Genomic DNA, 23,865 nt, shown 5'->3' with positions numbered 1-23,865 from the left:
ACGGTTTCACCGCGTTACCCGCATCGCCAACAAGACGCCCGTCAGGAGGGCACATGAGCAACGGTAATGGAGTGACGGCAACCCTTTCCCAGGCCGCCGACAGCATCAAGGAAACCGCCGGCAACATCGGCAGCAGCATCGCCTCTACCGCCGAGGGCGCCGCCACCACGGTCCTCAGCAGCGCCAGCCGCGTCCGCAAGGCCGCCGCCAAGAAGGTCGGCAGCACCAAGAAGAAGCTGGCCAAGGCCAGCGCCGACGGCAAGAAGGAAGCCGACAGCCTGGCCCGCAAGAGCGCGGCCAGGAAGACGGCTGCGGCCAAGAAGACTTCGGCGAAGAAGGCTGCGGCCAAGAAGGCTGCGGCCAAGAAGGCGACTGCGAAGAAGGCTCCGGCCAAGAAGGCAACCGCGAAGAAGGCCGCCGTCAAGAAGGCTGCGGCCAAGAAGGCGACTGCGAAGAAAACCACCGCCAGAAAGGCGCCGGTGAAGAAGACGGCTACGAAGAAGGCGGCGTCCAAGAAGGCCACCGCGAAGAAGGCACCGGCCAAGAAGGCGTCCAGCAAGAAGGTCGCAAGCAAGAAGACCGCGGCCCGCAAGGTGCCGGCCCGCAAGGCCGCCGGCAAGAAGGCCGTTGCCCGCAAGCCGGTCGCCAGGAAGGCGACGGCGAAGAAGGCGACCGCCAAGAAGGCAGCTCCGAAGAAGGCCGTCGCCCGCAAGGCGCCAGCCAAGAAGGCCGCCACCCGCAAGACCGCTGCACGCAGGAAGTAGTCGCGCATCTCCCCCCTCTCCCGCTTGCGGGAGAGGGCTGGGGCGAGGGCGCTGTTGAACACGCACCACCGAACAGGACCGGAACCGATGGCCGTCAAGATCGACAAGAAAATCAAGGGTTACAGCGTCGTCAGCCAGGAGGACCGCGCCCGCGAGGCGAAGGCCGACGCCGTTGCGCGCGACGCCGCCGAGGCCGCCGCCAAGCCCGGCGCCAACGTCATCCAGATGCACGAGAAGATCGAGCGTCCCGAAACCCTGATCGGCTCCACCTACAAGCTCAAGACCCCGCTGTTCGAGCACGCCCTGTACGTGACGATCAACGACATCGTGCTCAACGCCGGCAGCGAGCACGAGCAGCGCCGGCCGTTCGAGATCTTCATCAACTCCAAGAACATGGACCACTTCCAGTGGATCGTGGCGCTCACGCGCATCATGTCCGCGGTGTTCCGCAAGGGCGGCGACGTGACCTTCCTGGTCGACGAGATGAAGGCCGTGTTCGACCCCAAGGGCGGCTACTTCAAGGCCGGCGGCGTCTACATGCCGTCGCTGGTGGCCGAGCTGGGAAGCATCGTCGAGGACCACCTCAAGGCGATCGGCCTGCTGCACGACCCCGAGATGAGCGCCGAACAGCGCGCCCTGATCGCCGAGAAGCGCGCCGCCTACGCCGCGCTCGACTCAAAAAAAAACTCTGACGGACACGTTGTAGGCACCGTCGCAAGCGGCAATGCCGGCGACCTGTTCGCCGAACCCCGGATCCGCGATACACCGCGCAGCGAAGACGTCGAGGTGACCGGCGACGGTGCCTCGTTCCCGCCGTCGGCGACCATGTGCCACAAGTGCAGCGCCAAGGCGGTGGTGATCATGGATGGCTGCGCGACCTGCCTGAATTGCGGCTACTCGAAGTGCGGTTGAGCTGCATCTGATGCCGTGAAAAACAGCGGCTGAAGTCGCCGGCTCCCATCTGTTGCATGGGAGCTGCTGCTCGCCCGGGCCCTACCACCTGAGCGCGTAACCGATTCCACGTACGGTGGTAAGCGGCAACTCCTGGTCGCCTTCATTCGCACACTTCCTGCGCAGCCGGTACACCAGTACTTCCAGGCGATGCGGATCGAAATCGTGGATGTTGTCGACGAGCTTCGCGATCAGCATTTCGCGCCGGACCGGCATTCCGTCTGCTGCAGCCAGCAATCCGATGACTTGTCGTTCGGCGAGGTTCAGCGTGACCTTGTGGCCGGATGGTGACTCCAGTCGCCATCCGCTCTGGTCGAGTCTCCAGTGTCCGGATCCGTGCCCGGAGACTGCCGTTTCACCGGCAACCCGGCGCGCCAGGTTGCGCAGCGTTGCCACCACTTCAGCCATGTCGGCCGGTTTGGTCAGGTAGGCGTCCGCGCCGACCGCAAGGCCAACCGCGCGGGCCGCTGGTGCGTTGTAGCCAGTGAGGATGACGATGCCCAGCGTTGGCGACAGGCTTCGCAAGCGCTTCGTGATCTCCAGGCCATTGTCATCCGGCAAACCGATGTCCAGCAGGACCAGGTCGTACTGCGTATCCAGCATGGAGCGGTAAAGCTCCAGCGCGGTTGACATGCCGGTTACTTCGAAACCGGCGTCGAGCAACTCCGGCAGCAGGACGGACTCGCGCAGTTCGTCATTGTCTTCGACCACCGCCAGCCGAGACGCCTTCCCCGGCGGGGTCCGATTGGTGATGCCTGTTTCCATTGCCTGATCCAACCCCAGAACCGAAGCAGGGGAAAAAGCATACAGGACCGCAGACGCGATCGAAGCGGTCTTTCGACGCGTTCGGAGCGACAGGAGCGCATCGCGTTCCGAAGAATCACCACGCGTGAGAAAAGCGAATTTGAGGTGCGTGCATCCATGACGGCTGCGCCCTAGAGTCCCTCGCGCCGCAGTCCGGAATGGATGGGGAACGCGCATGACTTGCACAGCAGAAGACATCGCGAATCGAACTGGCGCTGACCGGTCATCGTTCGGTTCCGCATCGGAGATCGGCGCAGGGCGCCACCCGAAAAGCCCGGTGTCTTGCGTGCCGGCAGGCAGCAATTCCACGGACCGGATAGCAGTAAACGGGTAACAGCAAATCTGCAGTTGGTGCGTGCGCATAGATGCATCGCCGGCTTCCAACGTGCCCATTGCGGAAAGCCGGGCATCAGCAAGGGGACGACCAGGTGTTGTGGAAAATTCCAGGAATGAAAGTCGCGTCGCATCGCCTGCTTGCAGGCACGATGCTTTCGCTGGTCCTCGCATCCGTCCCGCTTGAGCCCGCAGCCGCCCAGGTTTCGCTGACCAACACGGTCACTGTGACGCCGGCACCATCGGTGGTCGACGCGGACATGGGCAACAACACCGCCAGCGCAGTTGTCGACGTGGTTGCGGCGGTCGATTACGACTTTTGTCCTGTGGACGGCGAGAACTACGGTCTTTCCCGGTTCTCTCAGGGAAGCATGGTCTGGCGGTACGGCGGAACTCCGGGAGGGGCGGCCGCACCCGTTCCCGAGCTGAATGACTATGCGATTCCGACCGACGCGACGATTGACGTCTTGATGGTGGATCCGGTGCGTAACCACCTGCTGTACATCTGGGGTGGCGCTGGCCAGATACTCCTCAGGGTGTACGACGCCAGCAGTGGGGGCTGGGTCACAGGTGCGGACCTGACTTCGCAGATGAGCGCTGTCATTCCCCGCATGGGAGCGATGGCATCCGATGGAACGGGATACATCGTCGCAGATGATGGGAGCGATGTTGGGACAAGGATCTTCCGGATCGAGCCCGGAGCAGGAAACACCCAGTACACGACGACGGACCTCGGCTCGCTGAGTTACGACGAGCCGCCCGTCGACCCCATCTCCGGCGATCTTGCCATCGACGCCGACGGGGTGGCCTGGATCGTGATCGGCAAGGCCCTGTACTCCGTTGACCTGTCCGCTGGCGACCTGACAGCGCACAAGCAGGCCGATCTGGCAGGCATTTCCGCCGAAAGGTTGAACGGCGCGTCGTTCACGGCTGACAACCGTCTGCTCCTGGTCAGCGAATTCCCGAACGGCGGACCCGCGTACCACGTCTACGACACGGCTACCGGAGACATGTCCGCCGGGCCGTCGGACGACCTGCGCGTCATGGATCTCGCCTCCTGTTCCTTCCCGCGCTTCGCGGCGCAGGAACTCACCGTCACCAAGACGCTGGCCCTGGTCGACGGAGACGCATACGACGGCTCGCCTGTCGTGCCGGGCAACGTGCTGACCTACAACATCGCCATTGCCAACGAAGGCGGGGTGCTCGCCAGCTTGGCCCCGGGCGATGTCGACGAAACCCTGCCGGACCACACCACGGTGGTGGACAACGGCGACAACGACTTCACCTGCAGCGCCGCGGCCTGCCCCAACACCGATGGCGTCAACGTACCGGCAGGCGGCAGCGTCGACCTGGGCTTCGTGGTCGAGGTGATCGATCCGCTGCCCCCGGGCGCCACCACCATCCACAACGCCGTGGCCGTGGTCGATGTCGATTGCGCCGCGACCGGCAACGACTGCATCGAGGACAGCGCGATCGGTGCGACGGTCACCGTGGCCAAATCCTCCGATGTCGGCGACGGCACGCAGGTGGAGACCGGCGACACGATCACCTACACGGTGACGGTGTCCGTGGCCAATACCGATACGCCCGACCCGGTGGTCGTGACCGATACCCTGGGCGACGGCCTGACCTTCGGCGCGGTCACGCCCGGCAGCGAGCTGGCGTGCAGCAACACAGGCAACCGCCTCGAGTGCACATTGCCGGCCGGCACGCCACCCGGCGACCACCCGGTGACGTACACCGCGACGGTCGACCAGGACGCCAGCATCTCCGTATCCAACAGTGTCGAGACCGACACGGGTACCTGCACGACGTGCACCACCACCAATCCGCTGCAGGCGCAGATCGCGGTCGAGAAATCCGCCGACCCGGCCTCCGGCAGCACGGTGCTGCCGGGCGCCACGCTCACCTACACGTTGACGGTGGACATCGCCAGCGCGGCCACGACCCAGGTCCTGACCCTGGTCGACACGCTGGGCCCCGGCCTGACCTTTGGCGCGGTGACCGACAACGGCGGCGTGTTCGTCTGTAACGACCTGACCTGCACGTTGCCGGTGGGTACGACGATCGGCACCTACAGCATGACCTACACGGCCACCGTCGATACCGACGCGACCGGCACCGTGGGCAACAGCGTGGCGGCGAGCAACGGGCAGGGCATCGATGCGCCGCCGGTCTGCACGTCGTGCACGACCCAGCACAACATCGTGCCCGCGGAGATCGTGGTGACCAAGGGCGCCAACCCGGCGCCGGGCAGCACGGTGGCGCCGGAAGACCTGATCGAATACACGCTGACGGTGACCGTCGCGAACTCCGCCACGACCCAGGACCTGACCCTGGTCGATACGCTGGGCGCTGGCCTGACCTTCGTCGAGGTGACCGATGCCGGCGGATTCGACTGCAGAGATGCGCTGACCTGCGTGTTGCCGGCGGGGGCGGACGTGGATTCGCACACCGTCACCTACACGGCCAGGGTCGATGCAGGTGCAACCGGCACGGTGGGCAACAGCGTGGTGGCGAGCAATCCGCCCGGCGGCGATCCCGACCCGGCCTGCGCGACGTGCACGACCGAGCACATGATCGTGCCGACCGAAACCACGGTGACGAAGGCCGCCAGTCCGGCGACCGGCAGCACCGTGCTGCCCGGGGACACCATCGAGTACACGCTGACGGTGGCGGTCGCCAGGTCCACCACGACCGAGGACATCACCTTGGTCGACACCCTGGGCGACGGCCTGACCTTCGTCGAGGTGACCAGTGCCGGTGTGTTCCAGTGCAGCGGTGGGCTCGACTGCACGTTGCCGGCGGACACCGCGGTCGGTTCCTACCAGGTCACCTACACCGCCACGGTCGACCCCGATGCGACCGGTACCGTGGGCAACACCGTGGCGGCGAGCAACGACCCGCAGGGTGCCGATCCCGAGCCGACCTGCGTGACCTGCGCGACCGAGCACAGCATCGAGCCGGTCGCCATCACGGTGGTCAAGTCGGCCGATCCCGCGGCGGGTGCCGAGGTGCGCGTCGGCGACACCATCGCCTACACGGTGGCGGTCACCGTGGCCAACTCGGCGACCACCGCCCCGTTGACGCTCACCGACAACCTTGGCGCGGGGCTGGCCTTCGGCGAAGTCACCGACACGGGCGCGTTCATCTGCTCGGGCACGCTCGAATGCGCGCTGCCCGCCGGTACCTTGCCGGGACTCTACGAAGTGGCCTACACCGCCACCATCGGCGCGGACGCGAAGACGCAGGTCAGCAATCAGGTGGCCGCGGCGGGTGGCGGCGGGGACACGCCCGATTGCACCAGCTGCAGCGTCGAGCACTTACTGGCCGACCCGAAGATCACCATTTCGAAGTCGTCCACTCCCGGTTCCGACGCCGAAGTCGGTATCGGCGACACCATCGAGTACACGCTGACCGCTCTGGTGGAGAACTCGGCCACGCTCGACGATGCGTATCTGGTCGATGCGCCGGGTTTGGGCCTGGAAATCGGAACACTGCCTGCCGGCTGCACCCGGTCCGGCGATGGGTTCCGCTGCCTGCTGCCCGCGGGCACCGTGCCTGGCCGCGCCACCTTTACCTATACGGCGATCGTCGGCGCCGATGCCGGCGACACCGTCGTCAACCTGCTCACCGGCGAGTCCGGCGGCCAGGTGCCCGAGTGCGACGTGTGCGAGATCACGCACAAGGTCATCGACGACACCTCGCTGCGCATCACCAAGGCCGTCAGTGCGCGCACCACGAAGATTGGCGACCTGCTGCGCTACACGCTGACGATCGAGAATGTCGGCGCGCGCAACCTCATCGGCGGAACGGTGCTCGACACGCCGCCGGCGGGCTTCGTCTACGTCGACGGTTCGATGTCGGTGGTCGATGGCGACGGCGCTTTCACGCTCTCGCCGGGCCTGTCGCCGCTACGCATCGAAGGCCTGGATATCGCGGTCGGCGAACACGCCACCGTGGCCTACCTGCTGCGCGTCGGCGCCGGCGTGCGGGCGGGCGTGTACATCAACGAGGCAGTCGCGATTAACGCAAGCGACGATCCGGTCTCCAATGTCGCGACCGCGCAGGTGGCGGTCGAATCCGATCCGCTGCTCGACGACAGCCTGGTGTTCGGCACCGTCTTCGACGACCGCGACGCAGACGGCTGGCAGGACAACGCCGGGCTGGATGGCGTGCACGTGCAGGGTGGCTTCAGCGCGGATGCCTACATCGCGGGCACGACCACGGTCGACCGCGGGCGGGGCGCCGTGCCGCAAGCCGATGCCAGTGCGCCGCTGCTGCATGGCATCGACATTGGTGCGATCGCCGGCCGCGAATCCATCGCCGATACCAGGGCCGTGCAGCAGGTGGTGATCCGCCAACATCTGCGCGAGCCGGCGTTCACCGATGATTTCGTGCTGACCAGCGACCAGGGGCTCACCTTGCGCATGGACGCCGAAGGCAACACCGCCATCGAGCGCAGCGGCGATGTCGCCAAGGACATCGGCGCGGGTGAGCCGGTGGTCGAGCGCAGCATCTCGCGCGTCGAGGGTGGCTACGAGGTCGCCTACTCCATCGGCAATGCAGGGATCGACGAACGCGGCATTCCCGGCGTGCGCGTTGCTTCGGTGGAAGGCCTGCTGATCGAGACCGACCAGTACGGCCGCTACCACCTGGTCGACGTGCAGGGCGGAGAAGGCGCGCATGGCCGCAACTTCATCCTCAAGGTCGATCCGGCCACGTTGCCGGCACAGACGGTGTTCACCACCGACAACCCGCTCGTGCGGCGGATCACGCCGGGGGTGCCGGTGCGCTTCGGCTTCGGCGTGCAACTGCCGGTACAGGAGATCCCGGGCTCGACCCAGGTGCTCGAACTGCAACTGGGCGAGGTGTTCTTCGCGCCGGGCAGCTCGGAGCTGCGTCCGGAGTACATGCCGGCGATCGCAAGGATGGCCGCGCAGGTCGACGTGCATGGCGGTGGCGAAGTGGTCATCACCGCGGAAGGCGGTGACGAACCGCTGGCCTTCGCCCGGGCCGAAGCGGTGCGTGACGCGCTGGTCGCGAAGACCGGCGAGGACGCGGCGGCTGCCCTGACCGTGTCGCTTCGCACCAGAGTGGACGACCCGCACTCGCTGGTCGCGATGATCGGCGGCAGCGAAACGCTGCTGGGGACGGTGCTGTTCGACACCGATCGCTCCACCATCCGGCCCGAATTCAACGGCCTGCTCGACAGCGTCGCCGGACGCCTGGAAGAAATGGGGGGAGGCGTGGTCGGCATCGTGGGCCACACCGACGTGCGCGCATCGCATGCGTACAACACGGCGCTCGGTCTGAGGCGCGCGCAAGCGGTGTTCGATGCGCTCGCCGGGCGACTGGGTCCGGAGGCGCGTGCGCACCTGCGCGTGGAATCCAGCAACGATCCGAACGCTCCCCTCGGGACGGAACAAAAGTGAGGGCCGGCGTGGACATGAAGATGAAGCTGCTCGACTACACCCTGATCGGCCTGCTGGCCGGCATGGCGCCCCAGGCCCTGGCCCAGGACGCCGCCGATGCCGCGCAAGGCGATGCGGCCATGCCGATGCCGGAACTGCTCGAAGAAGCCGAGGCATCCGGGATCGACTGCAGCGACGGCGCCTGCAGCACCGACGAAGGCCTGTTGTTCCAGTTGCGCACCCGGAGCTACGACGAGCCGGTGACCAGTGGGACCAGCGCGGCCTCCACGTCCGAGGCGCTGCAGCCCGACCGCCGCGTCAGCATCGGCCTGGAGCGTCCCGGCCGTGCCGAGGCGGTGGGGCGCTTCGTGGTGCACCTGCCCGGTGGCGGGGTGATCTGGGCAACCGAAGACCCGGCCCTGGGCGAGCCCGAGCTGTCGGTCTCGGCGCCTTCGATGGCCGGCTTCGACGGCAAGGCGATCACCGAACCTGTGCGCTTCTTCGTGCGCGGCAACTATCCGGCCTTCATCGACCGCATGGAAATCGCGGTGTTCCGCGCGACCGACGCCGACCTGATCGAGCCGATCGTACGGTTGCCGATCGATGTCGCGGCCGTGTCCGAGACGCAGTGGAACGGCGCGTTGCCGGCCAACGGGCGGTTCCGCGCGGGTGACGAGCTGATCTACGTGTTGCGTGCGTGGGATGCCGAGGGCAACTTCGACGAAACCCAGCCGCGCAAGCTGCAACTCGTGCGCCCGGACGAAGCCGAGCGCGCCTCGGTGCAGCGCCGCGAAAGCGTGGAGAAATCGCTCGGAACGTCGCTGGGTGCCGACCAGGCGCTCAGCCAGAGCCTGGTCGACGATGCCTTCTCCGGCAACGGGCTGCGCCAGCAGAACATCCCCATCTACGGCTCGCGTGTGCGCGTGCAGGGCCGCAACCTGCCCGAGGGGCGCGGCCTGCGCATCAACGGCGAGAGCTATCCGGTCGACCTGGAACGCAAGTTCGTCGCCGAATACCTTGAGCCGATTGGCAAGCACCGTTACCGGATCGAACTGGCCGGGGGTGAAGGCGAGCCGGTGGCGAACCACGCGTTGGAAGTCGACGTCACCGGACGCTATTTCTTCGGTGTCGGCATCGCCGACGTGACCGTGTACGAGAACAGCGCCAGCGGCGCCGGCAAGGACCTGGCGATGGGCGGCCGCGAGGACGACATCCTCAGCGACGGCCGGCTGGCCTTCTACGGCAAGGCCAAGTTCGACGGCAAGTACCTGGTGACCGCGCAGGCGGACACCCAGGAGCGGCCGCTGGAGGACCTGTTCGACGGTTTCACCCAGGCCGATCCGCAGGACATCTTCCGTCGCGTCGATCCGGACCTTTACTACCCGACCTACGGCGACGACTCCAGCACGTTCCGCGACGTCGACACCATGGGCCGCTTCTACGTGCGCATGGACTGGGACAAGAACGAGGCGCTGTGGGGCAACTTCGCCACCGGTATCACCGGCACGGAGTACGGCCAGTACAGCCGTTCGCTCTATGGCGCCGCGTTGAACTGGCGCTCGCGCGGTGCGAATGCCTGGGGCGCGCCCAACACCGAGCTGCGGGTGTTCGCCTCCGAGGCGCAGACCGCGCCGGGGCACAGCGAATTCATCGGTACCGGCGGCAGCCTGTACTACCTGCGCCACACCGACGTGCTGCCCGGCTCCGACCATGTGGTGCTGGAAATCCGCGACACCACCACCGGCCGTGTCGAGCGGCGGGTCGAGATGTTGCGCGGCGCCGACTACGAAATCGACGAACTGCAGGGTCGGATCCTGCTGACCCGGCCACTGGCGCAGGTGACCCGGGAGAACATGCCGACCATCACCCGCGACGCGCCGCTGGACGGACTGGAGCAGCGCCTGATCGCGGACTACGAATGGGTGCCCACCGACTTCGATGCCGACGAGGTCGCGGGTGGCGTGCGCGCCAAGCACTGGTTCGGCGACCACCTCGGCGTCGGCCTGACCCATGTCGACGAGAACCGCGCCGGCGAGGACTACACCCTGTCCGCCGCCGACCTGACGTTGCAGGCCGGCAAGGGCACCTACGTCAAGCTGGAGCACGCGCAGACCAAGTCGACCAGCGCGCCGGTGTTCTTCTCCGACAACGGCGGCCTCAGCTTCACCCGGCTCAACCCGGCCGGCACGCGCGAAGGCGAGGCCAGTTCGATCGAGGCGCGGGCCAACTTCCGCGAGCTCGGCTGGGCCGGGCGCGACATGAGCGCAGGCGCCTGGTGGCGCAGGGTCGGGCACGGCTATTCCATCTCGCGCTACGACACCGGCCAGGACATCGAGGAGTACGGCGCCGAGATGCTCGGCCAGCTGACCGACGACCTTGGCCTGTATGCGCGCTACAGCCGCGCCGAACGCGGCGTGGAAACCCTCACCCAGGCACAGGCGACGCTGGAGTGGCGGCTTGCCGAACACAATGCGCTGACTGCGGAAGTCCGCCGCATCGAGGAGCAGCGGGCGTCACTGCAGGCCGCCGGCATTCTCGGCGCGCTGCGCTACACCCATCGCATTGGTACCGCGCTGGATCTGTACGGCACCGCCCAGCTCACCCTGGACGACGACAGCGGCGCCTACGCCGACAACGATGCCTACACCGTGGGTGGGCGCTACAACTTCGCCAATCTGTCGACGGTCGGTGCCGAGTTGACCGACGGCGACCGCGGCCACGCGGCGCAGGTGAATGCCGAATACCGGGTGTCGCCGCAGCACAGCTTCTACGGCAACTACACCTTCTCGACGGACGACACCGCGTACGACCCGCTGTTCAACCCGTCCGCACGCAACGGCTGGACGCTGGGCCAGCGTTGGCGGCTGTCCGACCAGGTCAACGTGTTCAATGAAAGCCAGTTCCTCAAGGAGCGCAACGAGTCCGGCCTGGCCCATACCTTCGGCATGGACTTCTACCCGGGCGTGGGCTGGAACACCGGCTTCACCCTGAGCGACGGCGAACTGACCAACCGTAGCGGCGGCCAGGTGGATCGCCAGGCGATCAGCGTCAACGCCGGCCGCACTTCACCGGGTACCGACTGGAACAGCAAGCTGGAATGGCGCCGCGACAGCGGAGCCGAGCGCAGGACCCAGTGGGTGTCCACCAACCGGCTGGCGCACAAGCTCACCGAAAGCTGGCGGATCGCGGCGCGCTTCAACTACGCCGACACCGACGACGAGATCAATCCAGCGGCGGGCGCGAAGTTCATCGAAAGCAGCCTCGGCTTCGCCTACCGCCCGTGGAACAGTGACCGCTGGGGGGTGTTCGGTCGTTACAGCTACCTGTACGACCTGGCCACGCAGGGCCAGGTGGGCGGCACGGATTACGACCAGAGGACCCAGGTGCTCTCGCTCGAAGGCGTCTACCGCATCGACCAGTCCTGGGAAGTGGCCGGCAAGCTGGCGCGGCGCGAGGGCGAGATGCGCTACGGACGCGGCACCGGCGCGTGGTTCGATTCGGCGACCACGTTCGCGGCCGGGCAGCTGCGCTACGACCTGCCCCGGAAGTGGCATGCGCTGGCCGAATACCGCTGGCTCGACGTCGACGATGGCGGTGCCCGCAGCGGTTGGCTGCTGGGCGTGGATCGCGACGTCACCCGGAACCTGAGGCTGGGCGTCGGCTACAACTTCACCGAGTTCAGCGACGACCTGACCGACTTCGATTACGACCACCGCGGGTGGTTCATCAACTTCGTTGGAAGCTACTGACATGGCTGCAATGGCACACGGGAACATCAAGACGACGGCGCGACTCGAGCTCCGCGATCCATGGGCGGCGACGCGCCGGCGCAAGAGGCGCGAGCTGGTTGCAGCCAAGACCATCGTCGCGCTGGTGGTGCTGTTCTCGGTGCTGCTGGCCGCATGGCCGGCGCATGCGGTGGATCGCGAGTTCCAGGCGCGCTTCCACACGACCAAGCCCGGCGACATCATCGCGATCGGCAATGTCGTCCTGAACTGCGCTCCGTACAACGACACCTCGAATGCCGACTGCAACGCGACGCGCGTGCACGGGTTCCCCACCGGGGGACAGAACAACAACGACTTTCCGGCACGGTACATAAAGGTCGATCCAAGCGGCCCCGGCAGCAACAACAGCCGTGCAACGCTGTCGATACCGACCGGCGCGACCGTGGAATTTGCAGGTCTTTATTGGTCCGGCGCGCTGGCTAATGGAGTGGGTACCAGGGTCAGCGTGCGGACGCCCGGCCAGACGACGTACAACCTGGTGAATGCTGATCAATCGGACAGCAGTACGGCGGCTAACCTCGTCGTATACCAGTCTTTCGCCGACGTGACCGACATCGTAAGTACGGCAGGCAGTGGCGACTACTACGTCGGTGACATCGAGACCCTCTCCTTCGGGATAAATACCTGGGCCGGATGGAGCCTGGTGGTGGTCTACACCATGCCGGGGCTGCCGCTGCGCGATCTGGCGGTGTTCGACGGTTGGAAGTATGCGACGACATCTGGTGCGGCGACGGACGTCCCGGTAAGTGGTTTCACGACACCGCTGAGCGGTCCGGTAGCCTCGCGGCTCACCGTGCTCGTCTGGGACGGCGATCGCGCCGATACGGAAACCGGCTCCAGCCTGGAGTTCGGCCCGGACACGGCCAACCTGAGCCCGGTGTCCAATGCGATGAATCCCGCGAACAACTTCTGGAACAGCACCATCAGCATTGATGGGGCGCTGGTCACGTCCGGCATGATGCCCAACTACCTCAACACTCTGGGCATGGACCTGGACGTCGTGGTCCCCGCCGTGCCGCTCCCCAACGGGGCCACGTCGGCGGTGGCGCGCTTGCGCGGCGGCGGAGACGAATCGATTTACATCGGCATGGTGGGCTTGGTCAACGACGCCTACCTGCCATCTCTGGAGGACCGCCTGAAGACGTCCGAGGTTGAGGATGCCTCCGGGAACCTCCTCCCCGGCGGCGTGCTCACCTACACCATCAATGCCATCAACAACGGAACCGACGATGCCAGCAGCGTCGTGGTCACCGACGAGATTCCGGAGGGGACGACTTATGTGCCGGGCAGTCTGGAGATCCTCAGCGGTGGCGGTGCCACGGGCGACATGAGTGATGGCGCCAACGACGACCAGGCGGACTATGACAGCGCCAACAGGCGCGTCGAGTTCCGCGTCGGCGCCGGTGCCGGGACGGGCGCTGGCCAGGGCGGGACGCTCGCGCAGGGCGCGACGCTCCAGGTGCGGTTCCAGGTGCGCGTGGACGACGACACCGACGTCGGCGACATCGTCAGCAACCAGGCGCTGTTCGACTACTTCGCCGAGCAGCTGCAGACGACCATCCAAGACGAAAGCGATGCCGATCTGTCGACCCCCGAAAACGAGCCGACCATCGACGAGGTCGTGGGCCGCGACGCCGATCTTGCGGTTACCAAGACCGCTTCGGCCAATTCGGTGGGCAACGGTGGAACGGTGGAATACACCATCGTTGTCAGCAACAACGGCCCCGAAGCCGGCGACAACGCCGTCGTCCACGACCCGGCGGTGACGGGGATCGATTGCGCCGCGGCCACGCTGTCCTGCGCGGCCGACGGCGGTGCAGCCTGTCCCGCGGCCCCGACCGTCGTCCAACTGCAGGCAGCCCCTGGCTTGGTCATCCCGACACTGCCCGGCGGCGGCCAGGTCACGCTCCGCATGGCCTGCACGCTGAGCGTTCCGTAGCAGGATATCGACTACCAGGCCGGCGACGGCTTCAAGACCGCCAGCTTCGGTGCGGGTGCGCGTTGGCGCCGGTAGCCACCGGCAACGATGCCCAGCAAGGCTCGGCATTGGCACCGCACGCGCCATTCCCACCGCAATAAATGCGAATGGGGTCTCGGGCGGCCAGTGCTCTACTGGGCAGAATAAGGTTGGGGAAGCATCCGAGGGGGCAGGGGAGGGAATGCAGCTGGTCTTCCTGATCATCGGCCTGCTCGTCGCATGCGCCCCGGCGGTAGCATCGTCGAACGCGGTGCTACCCCGCCACACCATGGTGCCGACCGGGTTCACCGGCGACGACGGTCTTCCGCAGGCGGGAGTGACCTCCATCCTCCAGACCCGTGACGGGTATCTTTGGGTCGGGACCTTCGGTGGGCTGGCGCGCTTCGACGGATCGGCATTCAATATCTTCAGGGATTCCCCGAATCCGGATTCGCGGGACCAGGAGGACACCTCGCATGAGGGGCCGTCCAGCAACCGCATCCTGGCCCTGTATGAAGACGACCAGGCGCGTTTATGGATCGGAACGCAGGATGCCGGCTTGAGTGTCTTGGAGCACGGCACGTTCCGGCATCTGTCGATGTGCGGCGGTACTTGCGGGGTCGCCGGCATCCTGCAATCGACGGACCGGACGATATGGTTCGCGACCAGTGCAGGCCTCTACACGCTGGCCCCGGACGGGCGGCGTGCGATTCGCTTCCATCCGCCTGGCCCGGCTGGTTACGACCAACTCCTGGTCGAGGGCAGCGACGGCCGCATCTATATCGGTGGGAGCGGGGGCTTCCATGTCGTGGTCGGGCACGGGCTCCAGGCCATCCCGCTGCCGGAAGGTGCCGGGGAGGTGAGCGTCCTGAAGCGCGACGGCGACGCGTTGCTGGTGGGAACCGAGCGCAGGTTGTACCGGTATCGCGCGATGGATGGACGTTGGACTCCCCTGGACGTGGAACAGCCCGGCTATGCCACCCGGGATGCGAATGGCCGATGGTGGGTGACCCAGGGGCCCTGGGGCCTGATGCGCGAAGACGAAACAGGTGCATGGCACAGGGTGCCCGAGCTTTCGGGCAAGGGCATCAGCAGCCTGTCGAGCGACGACGAGGGAAACCTGTGGGTTGGCAGCGCCAGCAAGGGCCTGCTGCGGGTACGGGCATCATTGTTCGGCCTGCTATCGGCGCCGCAACTCGGCGAGGAGAAGGTGGCCGGACGGGCGGTGGTCGCCGACGGGCACGGTGGCCTCTGGTTCGGGGTCGCTTGCGGCAACCTCTACCATTGGCGCCAGGACGGCAGCATGCGGGCGCTGCCGATCCGGCAGGCGTTGGGAAACGACTGTGTCTACAACCTGTTGCTCGATCGTTCCGGCGTGCTGTGGGCGGGAACGGTTTCGGGCGTCCTGGCGCGGATCGCCGGAGATGAGGTCACGCGTGTCGCTGCCTGGCCCGGCGTTCAGGCCGTCCATATCTCGCAGGACGACGAGGGACGCTACTTTGTCAACATGCAACTGTCGACGTACCGGTTGGATATCGACACCGCAGGACGCATTGTCGGGCGGCATCGCATCGCAGCCCTGGACGGGATGGGCATCAACCGGGTGATCCCGGCCGTGCATGGGGGGAACTGGTTCGTCGGCGATCACGGTGTGCTGCGGATGGTCGGCGACAAGGTCGTCGAGCGGTGGACGCCGCGGGAGGGGCTGTCTTCCCGCTTCGCCCGCGCATTGTACGAGGACAAGGCCGCCAACGTGCTCTGGATTGGCACCTATGGCGGCGGCCTCAATCGCATCAGTAACGGACAGGTGAATCACTACACCACCCGCAATGGCCTGTCGGATGACACGGTGTCGTGCATCCTGCCCGACGACAGTGGCCGCTTGTGGCTGGGAGGCAACCAGGGTGTGGCCCTGCTGCCGGCACCAGAGCGCGCGGGCGCCGGGATCGAGTCCGTGGGATACGCGACGAATGACGGGCTGGTGCCCTCCGAGGTGAACGGAGGAATGTCGTCCCCCTGCCATCGCGATGCACGAGGCAGACTCTGGTTCTCCATGGTGGAAGGTTTTGCGGTCGTCGACCCCGCGGATGTGCCGGATACCCGGCCTGCACAATTACGACCCTACATCGAGCAGGCGGGGGTCTCCGGGACGACACGGGATATCACCGGATCAACGCTGACGTTGCAGCCCTTCGCGCGCAACCTGGAAATCCATTACACCGCGATCAACCTCAGCCGGCCCAGGGAAACGCGTTTCCGCTTCCGTCTTGCAGGGTTCGACCGCGACTGGGTCGACGCCGGCCAGAACCGCAGCATCCTCTATCCGTCGATTCCCTGGGGAGAACATCTGTTCGAAGTCGAGGCCCGAACCGCGGGCGGTCGTTGGTCCCCGGTTCCGGCGCAACTGAGGATCGTGCATCCGCAGCCGTGGTACCTGCGGCCATGGATTTGGACCCTGGCGACGTTGATGGGCCTGTTGGTGTTGGTGGGAAGCACCCAGTTGGAGGAGCGCCAGCAGCGTTCGAGGCGTGGAGTTGCAACACGATGGGTCCGGCGAGCCGGTAGATCGATGCTTCCCCGTGTGCTTCGGCTCAGCCTGTGGCGTGCGATGGGACGCGGTTGGCCTGGGCGGCCCGCAATATCTCCGCCAGTTGGTCGCCCATGAGCGCCTTGTGCAGCCGCTGGATGCGGGGGTCGTCCAGATCGTCGGAGGCGTGGTCGGAGACCAGTGCCAGACGTGCCTTCGGAAGCATTCTCCCCATCTCGCGGAGCAGGATCGCCGCGTTTGCATCGGGCATGACACGGTTGGTGATCACCACGTCGAAGGCGGCTGATTGAAGCGCGTGTGAGATGGCTTCGTCGGCATCGGCGACCTGGACCAGGCTATAACCTTGCGACGCCGCCAATTGCGAGAGCTCCGGATCGACGCCGACCAGCAGGATTCGCAATGTTTGCACCCCGGCTTCGTGCGGAACGGTGTCCCGGGTCGCGAGCGGCAAACGGATTAGGATTCGGGTTCCTTGTCCGGGCGCGCTGTCGATGTCCATCTCGCCGTCGCTGTCGGCGACGAATCGCTGCACGATCGCCATGCCGATGCCGGTTCCTTTTTCCTTCGGCTTGGTCGTGAAGAACGGTTCGAACACGCGGGCCAGCACACCCGGCGCCATGCCGACGCCGGTGTCCTCGATGTTGATCAACGCATGGTCTCCGCTGGTTTCTACGGACAGGTCGAACCGTCCGCCCCTGGGCATCGCATCGCAGGCGTTGCCGATGATGTTCAACAGGCTCAGCTCCAGTTCGTCGCGGTCCGCTCTGACCAATGGTCCGGGTTGGGGAAGATCCAGCCGCACCTCGATATTTGCACCGAACATCGGCAGGATCAGCGGTCGCGCCTCGTCGATGGCAACAGCGAGGTCGAACGTCGATACATGGTGGACCTGGGTGCGGCTGAAACTCAGCAGGCGGCGGGTGACCACCGCGCCACGACGCGCCGCTTGGCGAATGCCCGGCAGGATGGTCTCGACGGAGCCGCGGTGCCGGCTGGACGTGGCAAGGCCGAGGATCACGCTCAGGATGTTGTTGAAATCGTGGGCGACACCGGTCGAAAGCCGGCCGATGGCTTCCATCCGTTGCGTCTGCAGCAGCCGCGCGAAGGCAAGCTCCTTCTGCTCGATCTCCCTCTCGAGCTCCACGCTGCGCTGGATCGCGCGCTGTGACGACAGGATGAGGCGATCCAGAATTACCGCCAGGACGAGGAAGTTCATCGCGGACAGGAACAGCGCCGGTAGCACGGCGGATGTAGCTGCGGCGTTTGTGGCGTGCGCCATGTCGACCCACGCACCGATCCCCAGCGCGATGGCGTTGGCCAGGGCCGTCCACCACACTGCAGCCCTTCCCAGCAGCAAGCCCGCGAACAGCAGCGGCATCAGGTGTGTCATCTGCAGGCTGGACTGCGCCTGCAAACCATAGCTGGCGTAGCTGAGCCAGATCAACGTCAACCCGCCGATCACGGTGAGGCTCGCCGAAAGGCGGAAATATCCCCGGCGCGACAACAACACGCCAGACCAGGCAACGCTTGCGATCGCCAAGGCGCCCAAGGTTGCGGTGCGCCCCGCAGCACCTGCGGTGACATGGGACGTGATCGCCATCGACAAGGCGGCAACGCCTGCGATGAAGAGCACGGTTTCCAGCATCAAGGCATTGCGTCGGTCCTGCGCCGTAACGGAAGGTCGCCTCCGCATCCAGTCGAGGAGGCGTTGCCACAGCGTCGGCGGCGACGCATTGGCGATCATCCGTGTTGGCAACGATCGTGCTGGCGGTGAGGCGGGATTCCGATGTGGCAATCAGCCGGAAATGCTGGAGTCCGGCAGATTGAAATTCGGAAATCCGTCACGTTTATGGCCACCTGGCATGAAGTGCGTCACATTGACGCGCGGTGGTCCATTTCCGCGTTGGTTGGCTTCGTCTCTGCGAAAAGTCGCAGGCGCCATATCCCCGGCGGATATTCTCACGTCTGGTGATCCAAGTGAACTTCGGTGCGTCAGGCCCTGCGATTTCAACGGTGACGGGTTCACGCCCGGCACGACATCGTCAGTGTGATTCGGGCTGCAAGCTCATGCGCTCAAATGCGCCGCGCAGGCAGCATTTTCCGACTGCGCCGACGCGCATCGGTCGTCAGGTCATTCATCTGGCGATATGACTGGATTCACCCGGCCAACGACGCGTTGTCGATGACGAAGCGGTACTTCACGTCGCCCTTCATCATCCGCTCGTAGGCGGCGTTGATCTCGTCGGCGCGGATCATCTCGATATCGGCCACGATCCCGTGCTCGGCGCAGAAATCCAGCATCTCCTGCGTTTCCGGGATGCCGCCAATCAGCGAGCCGGCCAGGCTGCGACGCTTCATGATCAGGTTGAACACCTGCGGCGACGGATGCGGCGTGGCCGGTGCGCCCACCAGCGTCATCGTGCCGTCGCGCTTGAGCAGCGCCAGGAAAGCGTCCAGATCGTGCGGCGCGGCCACCGTGTTGAGGATGAAGTCCAGGCTCCCGGCCTGCGCCGCCATTTCATCCGGATTGCGTGAGACCACGACCTCATCCGCGCCAAGCGCCCGGGCCGCGTCGCGCTTTGGTTCCGACGTGGTGAATGCCACCACGTGCGCGCCCAGCGCATGCGCCAGTTTGATGCCCATGTGGCCCAGCCCGCCGATGCCGACCACGCCGACTTTCTGCCCAGGCCCAACCTTCCAGTGGCGCAGCGGCGACCAGGTGGTGATGCCCGCGCACAGCAGCGGCGCCACGGCAGCCAACTGGTCCTCGGCATGGCGGATGCGCAGTACGTAGCGCTGGTCCACCACGATCTGCTGCGAGTAGCCGCCCAGGGTATGGCCGGGCGCATCCGCGGTGCGGCCGTTGTAGGTGCCGACCATCTGGTTGCAATAGTTCTCCAGCCCGTCGGCGCACTCGGCGCAGTGCTTGCAACTGTCGACGATGCACCCCACGCCGACCAGGTCACCGGGCTTGAAGCCGGACACGTCGCCGCCGACCGCGGACACGCGACCGACGATCTCGTGGCCCGGTACGCAGGGAAACAGGGTGCCGGCCCATTCGGCGCGGACCTGGTGGATGTCCGAGTGGCACACGCCGCAATAGGCGATGTCGATCTGCACGTCGTTCGCACCCGGGGCGCGGCGGGTGATGGACATCGCTTCAAGCGGTTTGTCGCCCGCGTGGGCGCCGTAGGCTTGGATGGTCATGGTGCTTCTCCTGATGAATATGCGTGACTCAGCGGCCCATGAACGATACGCCAGCAGTCCCATCGTGGCGGTCATCCAGGTGTCGAAGTCGCATGCTAGGATCGGCGCCGAAGGGGAGTAGCTCCCAATCGCTGTCGCCGTCATTACGAGCGCTCCAAGCTCCGGTGCAGCAGCAGGTCCGCCAGCGATTTGGCGGGCCTGCGAGCAAGACCTTCGCCGTTCCACGGCGAAGGCGCGTCTGTTCGATGCATCCTGGCCATGGCCCAACCCGCAACGCGGCTTTCCGCGCGGCGCGGGACCCTGTGCAGTACCCATCGAAGAGATTCCCATGGAAGCCCTGGCCAACCCCGAAATCTGGATCGCCCTTGCCACGCTGACCGCGCTGGAACTGGTGCTCGGCATCGACAACATCATTTTCATCTCGATCCTGGCCGGCAAACTGCCACCCGAGCAACGCGATAAAGCCCGGCGTGTGGGCATCACCCTGGCGGCGGTCACGCGGCTGGGCCTGTTGCTGGCGATAGCATGGATCATCGGGCTGACCGCGCCGCTGTTCTCGCTGTTCGGCCACGCGTTTTCGTGGCGCGACCTGATCCTGATCGGCGGCGGGCTGTTCCTGATCGGCAAGGCCACCCACGAGATCCACCAGAAGCTCGAGGGCGCCACAGAACAGGTCACGATCGGCGCGGCGACAGCCACGTTCGGCAGCGTGATCGCGCAGATCATGCTGCTCGACATCGTGTTCTCGCTCGACTCGATCATCACCGCCGTGGGCATGGTCGACGAGCGCTGGGTCATGGTCACTGCGATCCTGATTTCGATCGTCTTCATGCTGGCGTTCGCCAGGCCGATCGGCGACTTCGTCGAGCGCCATCCGACAGTGAAGGTGCTCGCCCTGAGCTTCCTGATCATGATCGGCCTGGTGCTGATCGCCGACGGCTTCGGCCAGCACATCCCGAAGGGCTACATCTACGCGGCGATGGCGTTCTCGGTGTTCGTCGAGTTGATCAACCTGTGGATCCGGCGGCGCGCGAAGCAGCAGGTCGAGCCGGTCGCGCTGCACGAGAAGTACTCCGACGGGTGACGTGGGGCCGCGCGGCACGCAGGCCGTGCCGCGCCGTTGACACTCTGGCGGTCAGAATCCGCCGATCCCGACGGAGGCGAACGCGATGGTGGAACCGCTCGACTGCGCAATCATCGGCGGCGGCCCGGGCGGGTTGACCGCCGCGATCTACCTGGCCCGCTTCCGCCGCAGCAGCGTGGTGGTGGATGCGGCCGCCAGCCGCGCGCGCTGGATCCCGGAGAGCCACAATTGCCCGGGCTTCCCGACCGGTGTGAGCGGCCGCGACTACCTTGCCCGGCTGAAGTTGCAGGCACGCGCTTGCGATGCGCGCTTCGAGTCGGGTGAAGTGACGGCGATCCATCGCGACGGCGAGCTTTTCAGACTCGCCGGAATCGACGGGATCAGCGCACGCAAGGTAATCCTCGCCACTGGTTGCGAGGACGTCATGCCATCGGTCGCCGGACTGGCGGATGCGATCGACTGCGGCGCGATCCGGCTGTGCCCGGTGTGCGACGGCTTCGAGGCGATCAACCACGACATCGCGGTGTACGGTCCGCTGGCCCAGGCCGCCGACCATGCGCTGTTCATCCGTACTTTTTCCCGGCGCGTCGTGCTGGTTCCGACCGACGACCACGACGATCCACGGGCGCGTTCGCGACTGCGCGATGCCGGGGTGGCGATCACCGCTGTCGGCCGTGGCATGCGGTTCGACGGATCGCGCTGCAGTTTCCTGCTGGACGACCGGCGGCGCGCGTTCGACGTGGTCTATTCGATGCTGGGCACGCGCCAGAACGCGGGTCTGGCCACCGCGCTCGGTGCGGCCACTGACGACGAGGGCGCATTGCTGGTCGACCACGACCTGCTGACCAGCGTGCCCGGCCTGTACGCGATCGGCGACGTGGTCAGCGCACTCAACCAGATCGCCGTGGCGACCGGCCACGCGGCCATCGCCGCCACCCACGTGCACAACGCGCTGCCGCCCAATCGGGCATAGCGCCGGACGCCGGCGTCGCACCCGGGGCGATCGCCTGCCGCACGGTACGGGATACGCCATCCCGCCAGCATGGCTTTTCCACGCGGGTCGCTGCGCTTAGCCTTTGGACCCCGTGCCGAGCGAGTCCGCCATGTCCAGCAGTATTTCGATGTATTCCGCTTCCATTCCTGTCTTCATCCGTGCCTTTCGTGGCCTCGACCACGTACTGCGACTCGGCGAGGCGCACGCGCTCGAGCGCGGCAGTGATCCCCGCGAGCTGCTGCAGGCCCGCCTGGTGGAAGACATGTTCCCGCTGGTGCGGCAGGTGCAGGTCGCCACCGACATGGCCCGCAACGGCGCGTCGCGCCTGGCTGGCCGGGACGTGGTGTCGGTGCCGGACGACGAGACGGACTTCGACCAGTTGCATGTGCGGATCGCGCGAACGACCGCGCACCTGGAGGCCTTCGCGCCGGCCCGGATCGATGGCTCGGAATCGCGGCCCATCACACTCAGGGTCGGCGATGCCGAAATGGCGTTCGAGGGCCGCGACTACCTGCTGGGATTCGTGCTGCCCAACCTGTACTTCCACGTGACCACCGCCTACGCGATCCTGCGACAGGCCGGGGTGCCGCTGGGCAAGCCGGACTTCTTCGGCCGGGCGATGCCGACCCGGCCTGGGTCGACCTAGCCGGCGGTGGCGACCGGTTTGCGCCGGAAGCGATAGATCACCGCGCCGACCAGCAATGCGATCGCGCCGGCAACCAGGTTCTCCAGCTTCGCGCTGGCCAGCAGCCCGATCGACAGCAGCAGCGCGACCACCGGGATCAGCGGCCCGCCCGGCAGCCGCATCGCGCCGGGCTGGTTGCCGTAGCGCTTGTGCAGCACCAGTACCGAGGTCGCGGTGCCGATGTAGGTGAACAACCGCGCGACCACCGACAGCAATGCCAGTTGCACGAACGACCCCGTCAGCGCCAGCGCCAGCGACAGTGCGCCGAGGGTGAGGATCGCGACCGTGGGCGTGCGGAAGCGCGGGTGGATGTCCGCCAGCGCGCGCGGCCCGTAGCCGTCCATCGCCAGCGCGTGCAGGTAGCGTGGCCCGAGCATGATGGTGTTGCTGTTGGTGCCGAGGATCGACACCGTCGCGCCGACCGTGAGCACCAGCGCCAGCCAGCCACCGCCGAAGCGGGCGGCGGCGTCGGCCAACGGCGTATGCGACTCGGCCAGCCCCGGCAGCGTGCCCAGCGCGACCCACTGCACCGCGAAGTAGACCGCGGTGACCGTGGCGATCATCGCCAGCAGCGCGAACGGAACGTCGCGGCGCGGGTTGCGGTACTCGCCGGCGGCGGCGGGCAGGTTCTCGAAGCCGGCATAGGCGAACAGCAGCAGCAACGCGGCCTGGCCGAGGTCGCCCAGCGGCAGGTCGAACACCGAGCCCGCCGCCAGCGGTGCCGCCATCGCGGTGTCGACGAACATCGCGCCGATGCCGATGAACATCAGCAACGGCACCAGCTTGGCGATCGCCAGGAACACACCGGTGCGCGCGGCCGCGCGCACGCCGACCACGTTGACTCCGACCAGGAATGCCAGCGAGCCCACCACGATCGCGATCCGTATCGCGCCACTGGCGGCGCTCGGCCAGAAATGCGTGACCGCTTCGGCCAGGCCGTTGCTCAGTGCGGCGGCGCTGGCGATGCGGGTCAGGAACAGCATCCAGCCGACCTCGAAGCCGATGAACGAACCGAAGGCCTCGCGGGCGTAGAGATAGCCGCCGCCCGGATCGTCGAAGTAACTGGAGGCCTGCGCGTAGCACAGCACCAGCAGGCTCACCGCCAACCCCGCCAGCAGCACCGCCCACAGGCTGGACGGCCCGAGCAATGCGGCGGCCGCGGCCGGCAACAGATAGATGCCGCTGCCGATGACGTCGTTGAGTGCGAGGCCGAACAACTGCCAGCGGCTGACCGCGCGGACCATGCCGGGCTCGCCGGCGGGGACGGGTGCGGCCGCGACGGGCGCGGTGGACGATGTCGATGGGCTCACGCATTTCCCCGGGCGAGTGGCTGCGG

The 23,865-nt window shown here is 66.5% G+C and carries 13 protein-coding genes; 9 read left to right on the top strand and 4 right to left on the bottom strand.

Annotated elements, in window-relative coordinates; genetic code table 11:
* Nucleotides 1-53: 53 nt before the first annotated feature.
* Complete coding sequence (locus ACT9F5_RS07525; RefSeq protein WP_445119262.1) at nt 54-764, top strand: histone H1-like repetitive region-containing protein; 711 nt, start codon at nt 54-56, stop codon at nt 762-764.
* 87 nt (nt 765-851) lie between these two features.
* Nucleotides 852-1,676 (top strand): TSCPD domain-containing protein, encoded by an 825-nt coding sequence (locus ACT9F5_RS07520; RefSeq protein WP_445119261.1) that lies wholly within the window; start codon nt 852-854, stop codon nt 1,674-1,676.
* A gap of 81 nt (nt 1,677-1,757) precedes the next feature.
* Here ACT9F5_RS07520 and ACT9F5_RS07515 read toward each other — a convergent pair whose 3' ends face one another.
* The gene (locus tag ACT9F5_RS07515) at nt 1,758-2,480 is read right to left on the bottom strand and encodes a response regulator (RefSeq protein ID WP_445119260.1); all 723 of its coding nucleotides are present in this window, start codon (nt 2,478-2,480) and stop codon (nt 1,758-1,760) included.
* Nucleotides 2,481-2,968: 488 nt separating this feature from the next.
* Between ACT9F5_RS07515 and ACT9F5_RS07510 the strand changes: the two genes are divergently transcribed.
* The 4 genes from ACT9F5_RS07510 (at nt 2,969) to ACT9F5_RS07495 (ending at nt 16,676) form a co-directional block, all read left to right on the top strand.
* Nucleotides 2,969-8,287: an OmpA family protein gene (locus ACT9F5_RS07510; RefSeq protein WP_445119259.1), complete on the top strand. Its 5,319-nt coding sequence runs from the start codon at nt 2,969-2,971 to the stop codon at nt 8,285-8,287.
* 14 nt (nt 8,288-8,301) lie between these two features.
* A complete protein-coding gene (locus tag ACT9F5_RS07505) occupies nt 8,302-12,015 on the top strand; it encodes a hypothetical protein (protein ID WP_445119258.1) in 3,714 nt (1,237 codons plus the stop codon).
* A gap of 1 nt (nt 12,016) precedes the next feature.
* Complete coding sequence (locus ACT9F5_RS07500) at nt 12,017-13,993, top strand: hypothetical protein (RefSeq protein ID WP_445119257.1); 1,977 nt, start codon at nt 12,017-12,019, stop codon at nt 13,991-13,993.
* A 220-nt stretch (nt 13,994-14,213) separates the two neighbouring features.
* Entirely contained in the window at nt 14,214-16,676 is a 2,463-nt protein-coding gene (locus tag ACT9F5_RS07495) for a two-component regulator propeller domain-containing protein (protein WP_445119256.1), read from the top strand.
* Here ACT9F5_RS07495 and ACT9F5_RS07490 read toward each other — a convergent pair.
* Both ACT9F5_RS07490 and ACT9F5_RS07485 read right to left on the bottom strand, forming a co-directional pair.
* Nucleotides 16,603-18,303 (bottom strand): ATP-binding protein, encoded by a 1,701-nt coding sequence (locus ACT9F5_RS07490; RefSeq protein ID WP_445119255.1) that lies wholly within the window; start codon nt 18,301-18,303, stop codon nt 16,603-16,605. The genes ACT9F5_RS07495 and ACT9F5_RS07490 overlap by 74 nt on opposite strands.
* Before the next feature lie 413 nt (nt 18,304-18,716).
* Nucleotides 18,717-19,766 (bottom strand): alcohol dehydrogenase catalytic domain-containing protein, encoded by a 1,050-nt coding sequence (locus ACT9F5_RS07485; protein ID WP_445119254.1) that lies wholly within the window; start codon nt 19,764-19,766, stop codon nt 18,717-18,719.
* 328 nt (nt 19,767-20,094) lie between these two features.
* On the opposite strand from ACT9F5_RS07485, the gene ACT9F5_RS07480 reads away from it, so the two are divergent.
* The 3 genes from ACT9F5_RS07480 to ACT9F5_RS07470 all read left to right on the top strand — a co-directional run bounded on the left by ACT9F5_RS07480 (nt 20,095) and on the right by ACT9F5_RS07470 (nt 22,490).
* On the top strand, nt 20,095-20,850 hold the full coding sequence (locus tag ACT9F5_RS07480; protein ID WP_445119253.1) for a TerC family protein: 756 nt from the start codon (nt 20,095-20,097) through the stop codon (nt 20,848-20,850).
* 85 nt (nt 20,851-20,935) lie between these two features.
* Nucleotides 20,936-21,823, top strand: a complete 888-nt coding sequence (locus tag ACT9F5_RS07475) for an FAD-dependent oxidoreductase (protein WP_445119252.1) — start codon at nt 20,936-20,938, stop codon at nt 21,821-21,823.
* A gap of 130 nt (nt 21,824-21,953) precedes the next feature.
* Nucleotides 21,954-22,490, top strand: coding sequence for a DUF1993 family protein (locus tag ACT9F5_RS07470; protein WP_445119251.1), 537 nt, complete (start codon nt 21,954-21,956; stop codon nt 22,488-22,490).
* Here ACT9F5_RS07470 and ACT9F5_RS07465 read toward each other — a convergent pair.
* Nucleotides 22,487-23,773 (bottom strand): amino acid permease, encoded by a 1,287-nt coding sequence (locus ACT9F5_RS07465; protein WP_445119514.1) that lies wholly within the window; start codon nt 23,771-23,773, stop codon nt 22,487-22,489. The genes ACT9F5_RS07470 and ACT9F5_RS07465 overlap by 4 nt on opposite strands.
* Nucleotides 23,774-23,865 lie beyond the last annotated feature (92 nt).

The organism is Lysobacter sp. F6437, assembly GCF_052547215.1.
This window is presented reverse-complemented; position numbering and strand designations above follow the sequence as displayed.

Excerpts from the sequence above, each read along its gene's own strand:
- ACT9F5_RS07525 (WP_445119262.1), top strand. The coding sequence starts at position 54 with ATGAGCAACGGTAATGGAGTGACGGCAACCCTTTCCCAGGCCGCCGAC.
- ACT9F5_RS07520 (WP_445119261.1), top strand. The coding sequence starts at position 852 with ATGGCCGTCAAGATCGACAAGAAAATCAAGGGTTACAGCGTCGTCAGC.
- ACT9F5_RS07515 (WP_445119260.1), bottom strand. The coding sequence starts at position 2,480 with ATGGAAACAGGCATCACCAATCGGACCCCGCCGGGGAAGGCGTCTCGG.
- ACT9F5_RS07510 (WP_445119259.1), top strand. The coding sequence starts at position 2,969 with ATGAAAGTCGCGTCGCATCGCCTGCTTGCAGGCACGATGCTTTCGCTG.
- ACT9F5_RS07505 (WP_445119258.1), top strand. The coding sequence starts at position 8,302 with ATGAAGATGAAGCTGCTCGACTACACCCTGATCGGCCTGCTGGCCGGC.
- ACT9F5_RS07500 (WP_445119257.1), top strand. The coding sequence starts at position 12,017 with ATGGCTGCAATGGCACACGGGAACATCAAGACGACGGCGCGACTCGAG.
- ACT9F5_RS07495 (WP_445119256.1), top strand. The coding sequence starts at position 14,214 with ATGCAGCTGGTCTTCCTGATCATCGGCCTGCTCGTCGCATGCGCCCCG.
- ACT9F5_RS07490 (WP_445119255.1), bottom strand. The coding sequence starts at position 18,303 with ATGATCGCCAATGCGTCGCCGCCGACGCTGTGGCAACGCCTCCTCGAC.
- ACT9F5_RS07485 (WP_445119254.1), bottom strand. The coding sequence starts at position 19,766 with ATGACCATCCAAGCCTACGGCGCCCACGCGGGCGACAAACCGCTTGAA.
- ACT9F5_RS07480 (WP_445119253.1), top strand. The coding sequence starts at position 20,095 with ATGGAAGCCCTGGCCAACCCCGAAATCTGGATCGCCCTTGCCACGCTG.
- ACT9F5_RS07475 (WP_445119252.1), top strand. The coding sequence starts at position 20,936 with ATGGTGGAACCGCTCGACTGCGCAATCATCGGCGGCGGCCCGGGCGGG.
- ACT9F5_RS07470 (WP_445119251.1), top strand. The coding sequence starts at position 21,954 with ATGTCCAGCAGTATTTCGATGTATTCCGCTTCCATTCCTGTCTTCATC.
- ACT9F5_RS07465 (WP_445119514.1), bottom strand. The coding sequence starts at position 23,773 with ATGGTCCGCGCGGTCAGCCGCTGGCAGTTGTTCGGCCTCGCACTCAAC.